The following is a 13,727-nucleotide window of genomic DNA, read 5'->3' as shown; positions in this document are numbered from 1 at the left end:
TTTGTGGTAGCTGCGAACCAATAAGCTTTTTTTTTATTGTATTTTTCCGAAATTTCATATAAATTGATTATAACTATAGCTATGAAAAACATCTTGATATTAGCTCCCTTGCTGAAACTAAAGTATGTGGAGGGATTTCTTTGCATTCAAAAATACTAAGTGTCCTTATTGTGGACGATGAAGTCCCTATACGGGAGGAACTTCGCTTGTTTAATTGGGAATCTCACAATGCGGTTCTTGTTGGGGAAGCCGAGAATGGAATAGAAGCTATTAATTTTTGTTCGGAGTATGTACCTGATGTTGTGATCACTGATATTACGATGCCAAAAATGGATGGGATTGAGTTAGCTCATTTTCTTAGGGCGAAATATCCACAAATTCAAATCGTTATATTAACTGCATACAGTGACTTTTTATATGCTAAGGAAGCTTTGAAAGTAGGTGCGCTTGATTATCTTGTAAAGGTAATGTGGGATGAAGAAATGTTGGGTGAGATCCTTAATAAAGCGCGAAGCATTATTTTACGTGAGAGACATTATTTGTACAGTTCACGCGAAGAACTAAGATGGAAAAAATCAGAAGTGTTTTCTCAATTTATAAAAGCTCGTTCTACATCCCCGGAACAATTTCTTACGGAATTGGAAGATTTGGGGATGAGCATTAGTTACCCATTTCGAATGGCGAAACTACAAATTAATGCAGTCGCTGAAGATATAATGTTTATCGACCGAATGTTGCAACAGCTACTAGCTGAATCAGAACAGAATCATAATCCAGTATTTACATGGTTTCCGATTAAAGCAGGACAATATGCTTTTATATTCGGTATGGACTCTTGTCATATAGATAAATTAAAACGAGAAATGGAGGACTTACTGAAAAGGTTACGTATCCGTTTAAATGAAAGTCTGCCATATTTGAGTTCAGAAATGAATATGAATGCAGTATTTAGTGTACCTATTAATACTTCCGATGAATTGGATAGAAAATGGCGAGATGTGAATAGAATCGATTACTTAGGTTTTTTTGAGTTCGAACCTACTGTAAGGGGGATTGAGGAACTGAATTATACTCCGTTAACTCCAGAGTTACAAAATGGGATTGAACGAAAAATGAGCGAGTCAATCACTGAAATTAACCTGTTAACCGATTTTTTACAACAAGATTTTATTCAATGGTGCTTGCAGATGAGGGTTCATCCAGGTGATATTAAAAGTTTGCTTTTAAAATGGCGAAGTGACTGGCTTGCCATCTTTAGAGTGAATAAGCAATTAGATCCTAACCAGCTGTTGTTACAATCACCTACACTTTTACTATTTATTCAATCATTAGTAAAGGAACTTAAAATGAACTATAACTATGAAAAGAAATATAGGTATGAAATTAGAAACATGATTAATCTTATTGAGCGAAATCTTTCCGATACCATTACATTATCCTCTATATCTTCAATGGTAGGGCTTAGTCCCAATTATTTAAGTCGATTATTTCGTGAAGAAACAGGAAAATCTTTTAATGAATTTGTTACGGAAATACGAATGGAAAAAGCGATAAATTTACTTAAAAATACAAATTTAAAAGTCTATGAAATTGCGGAATCTATTGGAATTCCTAGCTATCGCTATTTCTCTGTTTTATTTCGGAAATGGACAGGAAGTACACCAAAAGATTTCAGGAATCGGTGAAGAGAATGAAGACATTCTTTTTTTGGTATAGAAATTTTAGTATCGCGACAAAACAGTTTATTTTCTTATTTATATCTACATTACTCATATTTGGTTCACTATTATGGAATAACCAAAATGATTCAGAAAAATTGTTTCGGAATCAAGTAATCTACGACTCTCAGAAAATACTTGGCAATACGAACATGTTCTTAAATGCCTATTTGGAAAATATCCAAAATATATTACTAACTTTGTCTTTAAAGGATGAATTATTACTTAGCGAAAATGCCGATAAGATAAACAATGAATTACGTACTTATGCTGATATTCATTCCTCAATTGTGAATACGATTTATATGATTAGCATGGATCAGAAAGTCTATTCTAGTCACAACGTGTTTTATGAGATACTAGGAAATCCTGAAATATCTCATCTATATGAACTCTCGAAACAGAATTATGGTGGAATTAATTGGAGTGAACCGTATCACTCGCCAATGTCTGCTGGCAACACGGTTGGATTTGTAAGCCCTATCAATAGCGGCAATGAGTTTATTGGTGTCGTCGTTATTGAAATTGATTTGCAACAGTTAACAAGTCATCTTTCCCCGATGTTATTAAATAAAAACCAGACTTTTATGATTCTTACCTCAACTGGTGCGATTGTATCAACAGATATTAAACAAAATTCGATCATTCCTAAAGCTGAAAATGAATATCCACTACAACCAAGTAAATCTTTCATTCAAGTATTGAATCAACTCCCTAATGGAGTACATGATCTTGAAAATTTTCAACTTCCGCTAGTATCAATTAAATCTGATAAAAACAGATTAGGTTGGAGTCTAATTTCATTAATTGATGAAAATATCTTTTATGAAAATGTAAATAAGTTATATGATAATTTTAAAAATGCAGCGATTTTTTTAATTGTCAGTTTGCTCCTTAGTACTTTTACCCTTAGTCGCTATTTCACTAAACCAATTAGAAAACTAGCAAAAGAAATGGATGCGGTTACATCTTTGAATAATCTGTCCAAAATCCCTGTTGACCAGTATGACGAAGTTGGAAATTTGACACGAAGTTATAATGAAATGGTCGACCGAATTCAATTCTTATTTAAAGAGAATAGAAGGGTAGAACGATTAAGTAAGGAGTATGAATTGAAGATGTTGCAAAGCCAAATAGGTCCCCATTTTCTCTACAACACACTTGCCTGTATTGGCAGTTTAGCTAAACAGAATAAGACTGATGAAGTGAGAACCACAATCCGATCACTTGTTGGTTTACTATCCTTTAGTTTTGATAAGCGCGCTGAATTGGTGACGTTAGCTGAAGAACTAGAGAGTTTAAATTACTACTCCCAGATTCAAGAAATGCGCTACCGAAATAAGTTTTCACTAAAAATTCTCGTTGAACCTGAACTATATACATGTAAGATTCCGAAACTAACTTTACAGCCCTTTGTTGAAAATGCCATCTTTCATGGGATTTCTGCTAAAGATGGTCTTGGTGAAATTCAAATAAAAGGAATTCTTTCTCGAGGGAAAATCTATATAACGATTCGAGATAATGGCGTGGGAATAGAGAAAAAGAGGTTAAAAGATTTATTGAAACAACCAGCAGCAAAGCCGATGTCTGATCGTTTTAATAATATAGGAATGACGAATGTCCATGAAAGAATTCGTATTTATTTTGGTGATGAATATGGTATCCGAATTAAAAGTATGGAAGGAATAGGTACGGTTGTTCGCATTGCACTCCCAAGTATAACAGAACAAAATATACCTACTAAATCTGTAGTTTAAACAATCCCTGGTATTACCAGGTTTTTTTATTTCTAATAAGTAGTCTTTTTTGTACAAAATCATTGTTTTTGTGTATATATTTGAAACATTTATAATTTTATAATTTATGTAAGGAGGTTGATGCCATGAAAAGTAAAGTTTTATAAATCTTTATACCGATCATTATAGAACAAAGGCAGGTGGTGACATGGCATTTGATCCAGTGCTCGATAAGGCTGTACCTATAATAAGAAAAAGTAAAATAAAGAAACTGTTGACACTTATTTGGAAGAATAAAATTTTTTATTTAATGCTACTTCCAGGTTTAATTTATTTTGTTATCTATAAGTACATGCCAATGTACGGAGTAATTATTGCATTTAAAGATTTTAATATTATGGACGGTATCGTGAATAGCAGTTGGGCTGATCCATGGTATAAACATTTTAAAGCTTTTTATGATTCACCCTATTTTACTGAATTAATAACGAATACCGTCCTCATTAGTTTTTATAAACTTATATTCGGTATTGTTCCTCCGATTATTTTTGCTTTGCTACTGCACGAATGCCGCTTAATGTGGTACAAACGGATTGTTCAAACATTAAGCTACATGCCTCACTTTTTATCCTGGGTCATTATTTACGGAATCTTACTTGCATTTCTATCCGAGAGCACAGGACTTTTAAATCGTTGGCTTAGTGATGTAGGCGTTGGCCCTATTAACTTTTTAACTTCCCTTGATTGGTTTAGAACCGTATTGGTCGGATCGGATATATGGCAGAACATGGGCTGGGGCGCAATCATATATTTAGCTGGGATGTCAGGAATAAACCCAGAATATTATGAAGCGGCAAGAGTCGATGGTGCAAGTCGATTAAGGATGATTTGGCATATTACTTTACCAGGAATTCGAAATTTAATCATCTTACTATTTATTTTGCAACTCGGCCGATTTATGGACGCAGGATTCGAACAGATCTATATTCTTTACAATGTCCAGGTTTATCCTGTAGCAGATATTATTGATACATGGGTGTTTAGAGTAGGTTTGCAACAGATGAACTTTAGTTTAGGAGCAGCAGTAGGATTCTTTAAATCTATCATTGGATTAGTGCTTGTTTTAGGTTCCAATAAACTAGCTAATAGATGGGGGGGCGGCATATGGTAAGAGGAATAGAGGATAAAATTTTTAATACAATCACCTACCTCATTTTAGGAATAGTTGGTGTTGTTTGTGTCTTTCCCTTACTTTATGTACTTTCCGCTTCCATAACTCCGTATGGACAAGTATTAAAGCATGGAGGTTATATCGTTATTCCCAGAGGCTTTACTCTAGATGCTTATCGCCAACTATTAGCAGGACATGAAATCGTTCGAGCTTTTGGTATTACCGTGTTTATCACGGTTGTAGGAACACTTGTTAATATGGTTTTAACAACTTTAATGGCCTATCCACTCAGTAAAAAAGATTTACCAGGTAGATCTTTCTTTTTATTTATCATTGTCTTTACCCTATTATTTAGCGGGGGAATTATCCCAACGTATCTTATCGTACGGAGTACCGGATTGATCGATTCCATTTGGGCGATGATTATCCCTAATGCTATTGGGGCATTCAATTTACTCATTATGAAAAGCTTTTTTGAAAACCTCCCATCTGAACTTTTTGATTCCGCTAGAATTGATGGTGCTAAGGAATTAAGGATATTGTTACAAATTGTTGTTCCTCTTTCTTTACCTGTGTTGCTAACGGTTGGATTATTTTACGCAGTTAGTCATTGGAATGAATTTTTCCAAGCGATCATGTATATAACCGATTCCGACCTCTACCCAATGCAAGTAGTGATTCGAAATATTTTGATGCAATCGCAAAATGTGGAGATTATGGTTGAGGAGTATGTACCAACAACAACCTTACAAATGGCTGCAGTTATTATTGCGAGCGCTCCCATCATAGTTATATATCCGTTTATTCAAAAACATTTTACGAAAGGAGTTATGCTTGGATCGATTAAAGGGTGAATCATTTTAAGTGAAAGATAAAATTTTGATTGAGGGGGAAAGTCATGAGGAAATTTTCATTATTTGGGCTAGCAATTCTTATCGTTGTTAGTATGTTACTTGCAGGATGTACGTCTGAATCCACTCAGAAACCGAACACGAGTGCACCTAAGGAAACGGAAAAGGAAAACGAAAATCAGGGTAAAGAATCAGCTGAGCCAATGGAAATTGAAATTGCTCAATCTGGAACTGGATTTCCTGATCCTGACCCAATTGCAGAGGCTTTAAATGAGGCTTTGGGGATTAAGTTAAAAATTAATGCTTTAGCTAGCTCTGAAGACTATTTTAATCAGCTAAACGTGCGCTTGGCTGCTGGAAATTATCCAGACATCATTCTTACACAAGATCGTCAAAGAATGGCGGAATATGCACGTAAGGGGATGCTTTTGGATTTGACTCCTTATCGGGATAAACTACAGCCTGTTGTCGATTTCGTTGGAGAAGATAATTTTAAAAAAGGGTTTCTTGATGGACAACAAGTTGGAATACCAAGAATTCCAGATGTTCCTTTCTCAACATGGTGGGTACGAAAAGATTGGTTAGACAATCTCGGACTTGAAGCGCCAACAAACTTAGATGAAATAGTTGAAGTAGCAAAAGCGTTTACTTTTGACGACCCTGATCAAAATGGAAAAAATGATACTTATGCTATGACTGGAGGAGGGCTCTCCGCATTTCTCGGAATTTTTAGTGCCTATGGTGTAGGCCAACCCGGTAATTTCTATGTGAAAGATGGAGAAGTAATCAATTCATTATATGACCCAGCAATGAAAGATGCACTTGCGAAAATTAAAGAGTTAATTGATTTAGGAGTTGTAGATCCAGAGCTAATTGCTAATACTGCTAGACAGCATATCGATAAAATGTATAAAGGACAATTCGGTTTAGTTTATCACCCATGGACGGATATAGCGAAAACAGAGGCACAAGAACAAATAAAAATGGTTAATCCAGATGCTGAATGGCTCCAAATTAAAGCTCCGACTGGTCCAGGTGGTAACCTAGATGGTGTCTATGATGTGGCTACCGTTTCTCGTTTATGGTCACTTCCAAAGTCAATGGAAAATGATCCTGAAAAGCTTGATAAAATACTGGAACTCTTTAATTATGTATCTGAAAGAGAAGGTAATTTACTAGTCATGTATGGGATTGAAGGGAAAAACTTTGATTTGAAAGGGGATACAGTCGAGATTACGGATCCAAAAGGAGTAGAACACTCTCACTATTATCAAATGACTGGTCGACCCAATGCAGAATATTTAGCGGTAAAATTCGGCTACGCACAAAAGGAAATTGATTTTGCAATAGAGCAACCTCGTGTTGAAATCTATGATAGCTTAGTTACATTGCCAGATGGCTATGTATCGACAGATGCTGAACGTTATATTAGTGAAGAGATGATTAAATTTGTATATGGCAACAGATCATTGGATGAGTATGATGATTTCTTAAAGACGTTAGAAACTACTTTTAATTATAAAGTTTATTTGGATGCAGCAACAGAACAGATTACAGAGTTTATTAATCAGTAAGTCTAGTAACCATTTTGAAATTTTGCTAGTTGCTGGTCGCCTTTTAGAATGCCAGCCAGCCTAGATTCAAACCAGCACTAGCTAAATTTTATATATTTTTATCCCATAAAAAAGGAGCTAGATCGAATGTCTAATCTAGAATACGATGTTATTGTTGCAGGTGGAGGTCCAAGTGGAATAGCAGCAGCAGTTGCTTCGGCGAGAAATGGTGCTAAAACACTTTTGATCGAAAGATATGGATTCTTAGGTGGGGCGGGTACTGCTATGATGGTGAACCCGTGGATGACCTATTCAGCAGGCCCGAAACAAATAATTTATGGTGTATTACAAGAGCTAATTGATGGAATGTCCGATTTAGGAATGTATGGTCATCCTAAACAGAAAACAGCTTTTGATCCAGAGGCTTTAAAATATGTAGCAGAGCATCTTTGTCTAGATGCAGGGGTTGAGTTGCTTTACCATACTTTTCTAGGTGGCGTCAAATCAGATGAAAATAACCGTTATATAAAATCGGTTCAAGTGGCAAATAAAGCAGGGATTATGGAATTTAAAGCAAAGGTTTTTGTAGATACAACAGGAGATGCAGATTTAGCAGGGCTTGCTGGAGCTGAAGTGGAAAAGGGGCGTGCAGTCGATAGTTTAAGTCAACCAATGACATTAAACTTCCGAATGGCAAATGTTGATATAGACCGAATTCCAAGCCGTGAGGAGATGACAGAGCTCTATATAGAGGCCAAAAAGCGTGGGGAATTAAAATGCCCACGGGAAAACATTCTTTGGTTCTATGCAAATCAAGAAGGAGTTATTCACTTCAATCAAACACGTGTTATTAAAAAAGATGCAACAAATCCATGGGATCTAACGGCTGCTGAGATTGAAGCACGTGAACAGGTTCAAGAGCTTGTCGTTTTTCTTAAAAAGTACGTAAGGGGCTTTGAAGACAGCTACTTACAAACAACAGCTCCACAAATTGGAGTAAGAGAATCTAGAAGGGTAATGGGTGAGTATAAATTAACAGCTGATGAGCTTCTAGCTGCATGCAAATTTGATGATGTTGTAGCGCTAGGGTCATACCCTGTAGATATTCATAATCCGGCAGGTGAAGGAACGATTATTCAAAATCTAAAACCTGGTGAGTGGTATGATATTCCCTATCGATCATTAATTCCAAAAGATTTGGATAATCTCATTGTTGGTGGTCGACCAATTTCTGCTACACATGAGGCCCATTCAGCATTACGTGTACAACCAATCGCAATGGCTATTGGTCAAGCGGCGGGTACAGCAGCAGCCGTATGTGCGACCCAAGGGCTGCTGCCTCGTGAAGTAGATGTGAAACTAATTCAGAAATCTCTCTTGGAACAAGGGGCTTATTTAGGACCTCAATTTGAAACCGAAAAGGTATAATAGAGAAATATTAAAAGGCACACCTACATTATAATGAAATGTAGGTGTGTTTAGTGTTTGGTTGCTAAAAATATAATGATTATTAGAGCGGATAAGAGTGGTATGATGGGACTAAAGAAATGTTCATAAAAATAGACTAGTAGGAGGAATTTCTATGAATATTGTTGATCTTCATTGCGATGTACTTATGAAATTATGGGAGAGAAAAGGTTCTATATCTTTCAAGGACTCTGAAGTTTTAGATGCCAACCTAGAACGTTTGAAAAAGGGGCAGGTCAAGATCCAATGCTTTGCTATTTTTATTCCACCCGAAATGAAGGCAGAGGAAAAATTTCAAGCTGCATTAGATCAAGTTGATTATTTCTACACAGAAATCCTTGCGAAGCATCAGGAAATCAAGCATATAAAAAATTGGAGCATGGTTCATTCGCTAAACCCTGGTGAAATTGGTGCGATTTTAACACTTGAAGGTGTTGATTGTATTGGTAATGACTTACATAAACTAAGCATTTTATATCATCTAGGTGTTTTGTCTGTCGGTTTAACTTGGAATTTTGCTAATCTTGCAGCAGACGGAGTAGGGGAGCCGAGGGGAGCGGGACTAACAAAGTTTGGCAAGGAAATCGTTGCTATTAATAATGCCAATAAAACTTTTACGGATGTATCTCATTTGGCAGAACGGGGTTTTTGGGATGTAATGGAACTGGCGGATTATCCAATTGCAAGTCATTCTAATTCAAAAACAATTTGCGATCATCCACGAAATCTAACTGATCAACAGGCAGAGGCACTTTTTCAAAAAAAGGCGATGATCCATGTTGTGTACAATCCGCCATTTACCTCTACTGGGAAATTGGCAACGATTTCTGATTTAATCAAACATATTGATCATTTTTGTACATTAGGTGGAATAAACCAAATTGGTTTAGGATCTGACTTTGATGGGATTGATCAAAAAATCATCGGCTTAGAGACGGCAGCTCAACATCAAAACTTGATCAACGAACTGTTGAAACATTTTACTGATGACCAAGTGAAAGGATTCGCAGGTGGTAATTTTTTAAAACATTTACCAGTATAACGTAACCGCTTGAATTTACTATAAAGTAACCGATATTAGCTTAAGAGGAATATATTGCAGCTAGAATGAGAGGAAGTAAGACATGAAAGAAAAAAACCGCCTAACTTTAAAATTGGGCACAATCATCATGAGTATCCTTATTATTTGTATTATTGTTATATCTTTATCAATGTATTATTCCAGTTATAAAGAAATAAAGAAGGCTGCAGGTATTGAGCTGTATGGTTGCGCAAATATAACGACCGCTTTAGTTGATCCAACAGATATAGAAAAAATCCTGGCAGGTGATTCATCTGTTTCAAGGAAAGTTGGAGAAACGATTAGCTGGACGATTGATCACAAACATATTTTCGAGGGTCAATATATTATCGATCATGCGGGTACAGTTTTGGCGGTTGACCAGAATGTTGAAAAGCAAGGTATACAAGTTGGTGACCAATTTTATGTAGACGAAGAAGCGATTTCGAAATTATTAGAAACAAAAGCACCTACATACTCAGATGTTTATACCTTTAATGGAATGAAAAGATTAACTGGCTATGCCCCTATTTTTAAAGATCATAATCCTGATAATGAAATTATCGCTATTAGTGCCATTGATTTTGAGGCTGGAATTTTACACGACCGAACTTTAGAAATGGTGAAGAGCAGTTTGTTGTTTTCAGTTATTCCAATTATTTTATTAGGACTTATTACGATATTTCTTATTAAAAAATCGACAGACCCGTTAAATAAAATTATTGTCCACGCTCGAAAAGTAGCTAATGGAGATTTGTCTGTTAAAGATCTAAAGTTAGATAGTAAGGATGAAATTGGTCAACTTTCTTTAGATATTAATCAATTAGTTCATAATTTACGCGAAATTATTGGGCAAGTTTCGATCAGTTCTGAACAAGTTGCATCTGCCTCTGAACAGCTTGTTTCAGGTACAGAGGAAATAGCTAGCTCTGCAGAACAAAATTCAGTCGATGTACAAAATGTTCAAATCAGTTCACGAAAACAGCTCGCTATTATTCAGCAATCGAATGCAACCCTTGGTCATATTTCAGGGAAAACAGATCAAATTCGTGATCGTGCACAAGCTTTAAATGAAGAGTCTAATCTAACTTTAAAAGAGGCAGAAAAGGGTCAAACGGAGATTAACCGAGCCATATCGCAAATGAGCATTATAAATTCTAAAGCTGATAATTTAACTAAATCTATGAACGTTCTAATGACTAAGTCAGATCAGATCGATCATATTTTAACGGTGATTACGACAATATCGAATCAAACTAATTTACTTGCTCTTAATGCGGCCATCGAAGCCTCGAGAGCTGGTGAATTCGGAAAAGGATTTGCTGTAGTTGCTTCAGAAATAAGGAAGTTAGCGGAAGAATCTGCTACCGCGACTAATCAAATTGGTCAATTAATCGGAGAAATTCAAGAGGGTACAAAGGAAGTGTCATTAGTTACTACCGAAAGTGTGGAAGCTGTTCAAACAGGTACAAGCATGATTGAATCTGCTGGAAAAGCATTTGATGGTATCCAACGATCTATCTACAAGGTAGCCGAAGAAATAGATAGCGTGTACCATGAATTTACAGATATTAACCACAATCTTCAAGAGATCGTTGGGGCTATCATTAATCTAGAAGCAGCAGCCAATGAAAATAACGAGAATACCATTGATATTACCTCTCATACGGAAGAGCAAACAGCATCTCTCGAAGAAATAACATCACTTATGAGTTCGATGAAATCGATGGCGGAAAATCTGAAAGACAAAGTTCATAAATTTAAACTTTAATACCGAAATCCAGCACCTTTATCATAAGGGAGCTGGATTTTTTAATTCACCCCTATTACTGAATCAACTTGGAACGTATGTTATATTTAACATATGGAATTTCGAAAGGATGTTTTAATTAATGGCAAAAAGTGTTGTAATTGCTGAGAAACCTTCTGTCGCACGTGATATAGCACGTGTGCTTAATTGTAATAAAAAAGGCAATGGTTATCTTGAAGGCAATAAATATATTGTAACGTGGGCACTGGGGCACCTAGTCACACTTGCTGATCCAGAAAATTACGATATAAAATATAAAACTTGGAATTTAGAAGATCTTCCTATGCTCCCTGAGCGTTTGAAGCTGACTGTTATTAAACAGACTGGAAAACAGTTTAATGCCGTTAAGAGTCAACTAATTAGAAAAGATGTCAACGAGATAGTCGTGGCAACGGATGCAGGAAGAGAAGGAGAATTAGTTGCACGCTGGATCATTGATAAACTTAAAGTCAATAAACCACTTAAGCGTCTTTGGATCTCATCTGTGACAGATAGAGCGATTAAAGATGGCTTTGCCAATTTGAAGCCAGGTAAAGTTTATGACAATTTATATGCTTCAGCTGTTGCTCGTTCAGAAGCCGACTGGTATATAGGCCTTAATGCAACACGAGCATTAACAACCAAGTTTAATGCTCAACTCAACTGTGGCCGTGTACAAACACCTACTGTCGCAATCATTGCAGCACGTGAAGAAGAAATAAAAAACTTTAGACCTCAAAACTATTATGGAGTAGAAGCTGAAACAACTAAACAATTAAAGCTAACTTGGCAAGACGCAAAAGGAAATGGTCGAAGCTTCGATAAAGAAATAATCGATTCAATTGTAAAAAAGTTGGGTAATCAAAATGCTATTGTCACGGAAATTGAAAAAAAGCCTAAAAAATCCTTTTCCCCAGGGCTTTATGACTTAACGGAACTGCAACGTGATGCGAATAAGATTTTTGGTTACTCTGCAAAGGAAACTTTAAACATTATGCAAAAGCTATACGAGCAACATAAAGTTTTAACGTATCCTCGTACAGATTCACGTTACCTCTCTTCAGATATTGTAGGGACGCTTCCAGAACGCTTAAAAGCATGTGCAGTTGGAGAATATCGTCAGTTAGCCAATAAAGTATTAAAGAGACCTATTAAAGCTTCTAAATCATTTGTTGATGATAGTAAAGTATCTGACCATCATGCGATCATTCCGACAGAAAGCTATGTGAATTTTTCCACTTTTACAGATAGAGAACGTAAGATTTATGATTTAGTAGTAAAACGTTTTTTAGCGGTATTGTTTCCAGCATTTGAGTATGAACAATTAACACTCCGTGCGAAAATTGGCGATGAGAACTTTGTTGCTAAAGGAAAAACAATTTTAGCGATTGGTTGGAAAGAAGTATATGAAAATCGCTTTGAAGATGATGATACAGCTGATGGTCTAAAAGAACAAATCTTACCTCAGATAGAAAAAGGCGATCCTTTAACAATCAAACTAATTGCACAAACATCTGGGCAAACAAAGCCACCAGCACGTTTTAACGAAGCGACATTACTTTCAGCTATGGAGAATCCTACGAAGTATATAGAAACAAAAAACAAACAACTTGCAGATACGTTAAAATCGACCGGTGGATTAGGAACTGTTGCTACACGTGCTGACATCATTGATAAACTATTTAATACGTTTTTAATCGAAAAGCGTGACAAGGATATACACATTACGTCTAAAGGGCGTCAATTGTTAGATTTAGTACCTGAAGAGTTAAAATCTCCCGCATTAACGGCAGAGTGGGAGCAAAAACTCGAACAGATTGCTCATGGAAAGTTGAAAAAAGAAGTATTTATCCGTGAAATGAAAAATTACACTAAAGAAATCGTTGCAGAGATTAAGGCAAGTGAAAAGAAATATAAACACGATAATATTTCTACAAAACATTGTCCTGACTGTGGAAAACCAATGCTTGAAGTGAATGGCAAAAAAGGTAAAATGCTTGTGTGCCAAGATCGCGAATGTGGTCATCGTAAAAACGTCTCCCGAATTACAAACGCACGTTGCCCGAATTGCCATAAAAAACTTGAGCTACGTGGCGAAGGGGAAGGCCAAATCTTTACATGTAAGTGTGGTCATCGTGAAAAACTGTCTGTATTTGAAGCACGGCGCAAAAAAGAGTCTAAAGGGAAAGTCGATAAACGGACAGTACAAAAGTATTTGAAAAAACAACAAAAAGATGAAGAACCTTTAAATAATGCATTAGCAGAAGCTTTAAAAGGAATTAAGTTGGATTAACAATGTGTTCATGAATACTTGAAAAATTTATTGAAAAAATATTGCGACCGTCCATACCTATTTTTGAACTCTTGAATAGTATATGGAGC

9 protein-coding genes and 1 pseudogene are annotated in these 13,727 nt (G+C 36.0%); all 10 read left to right on the top strand.

Annotated elements, in window-relative coordinates:
• The first annotated feature begins 140 nt into the window (after positions 1 to 140).
• The 10 genes and pseudogenes from BN1243_RS06265 (at position 141) to BN1243_RS06225 (ending at position 13,638) form a co-directional block, all read left to right on the top strand.
• Positions 141 to 1,685: a response regulator transcription factor gene (locus tag BN1243_RS06265; protein ID WP_062105361.1), complete on the top strand. Its 1,545-nt coding sequence runs from the start codon at positions 141 to 143 to the stop codon at positions 1,683 to 1,685.
• 5 nt (positions 1,686 to 1,690) lie between these two features.
• On the top strand, positions 1,691 to 3,475 hold the full coding sequence (locus tag BN1243_RS06260) for a cache domain-containing sensor histidine kinase (protein WP_062105360.1): 1,785 nt from the start codon (positions 1,691 to 1,693) through the stop codon (positions 3,473 to 3,475).
• Positions 3,476 to 3,764: 289 nt separating this feature from the next.
• Complete coding sequence (locus BN1243_RS06255; protein ID WP_407638882.1) at positions 3,765 to 4,625, top strand: ABC transporter permease; 861 nt, start codon at positions 3,765 to 3,767, stop codon at positions 4,623 to 4,625.
• Positions 4,619 to 5,479: a carbohydrate ABC transporter permease gene (locus BN1243_RS06250; protein ID WP_062105358.1), complete on the top strand. Its 861-nt coding sequence runs from the start codon at positions 4,619 to 4,621 to the stop codon at positions 5,477 to 5,479. Before BN1243_RS06255 ends, BN1243_RS06250 begins: the two co-directional genes overlap by 7 nt.
• A gap of 44 nt (positions 5,480 to 5,523) precedes the next feature.
• Positions 5,524 to 7,050: an extracellular solute-binding protein gene (locus BN1243_RS06245; protein WP_062105357.1), complete on the top strand. Its 1,527-nt coding sequence runs from the start codon at positions 5,524 to 5,526 to the stop codon at positions 7,048 to 7,050.
• Positions 7,051 to 7,176: 126 nt separating this feature from the next.
• Entirely contained in the window at positions 7,177 to 8,457 is a 1,281-nt protein-coding gene (locus BN1243_RS06240) for an FAD-dependent oxidoreductase (protein ID WP_062105356.1), read from the top strand.
• A 154-nt stretch (positions 8,458 to 8,611) separates the two neighbouring features.
• Positions 8,612 to 9,538 (top strand): dipeptidase, encoded by a 927-nt coding sequence (locus BN1243_RS06235; protein WP_062105355.1) that lies wholly within the window; start codon positions 8,612 to 8,614, stop codon positions 9,536 to 9,538.
• An 82-nt stretch (positions 9,539 to 9,620) separates the two neighbouring features.
• A pseudogene (locus BN1243_RS22995) lies at positions 9,621 to 10,388 on the top strand (HAMP domain-containing protein); the annotation flags it as partial.
• Positions 10,371 to 11,327 carry a methyl-accepting chemotaxis protein gene (locus BN1243_RS22990; protein ID WP_407638881.1) on the top strand — a complete coding sequence of 319 codons (957 nt, stop codon included), beginning with the start codon at positions 10,371 to 10,373 and terminating at the stop codon, positions 11,325 to 11,327. The pseudogene BN1243_RS22995 and the gene BN1243_RS22990, both read left to right, overlap by 18 nt.
• A 121-nt stretch (positions 11,328 to 11,448) precedes the next feature.
• Positions 11,449 to 13,638, top strand: a complete 2,190-nt coding sequence (locus BN1243_RS06225) for a DNA topoisomerase III (protein WP_062105353.1) — start codon at positions 11,449 to 11,451, stop codon at positions 13,636 to 13,638.
• The last annotated feature ends 89 nt before the right edge of the window (positions 13,639 to 13,727 follow it).

This window comes from Bacillus niameyensis (assembly GCF_001375535.1).
In the GTDB taxonomy this organism is placed as follows: domain Bacteria; phylum Bacillota; class Bacilli; order Bacillales; family Bacillaceae_C; genus Lederbergia; species Lederbergia niameyensis.
The sequence above is the reverse complement of the archived record's forward strand: the minus strand, read 5'-3'. Positions and strand labels throughout refer to the sequence as shown.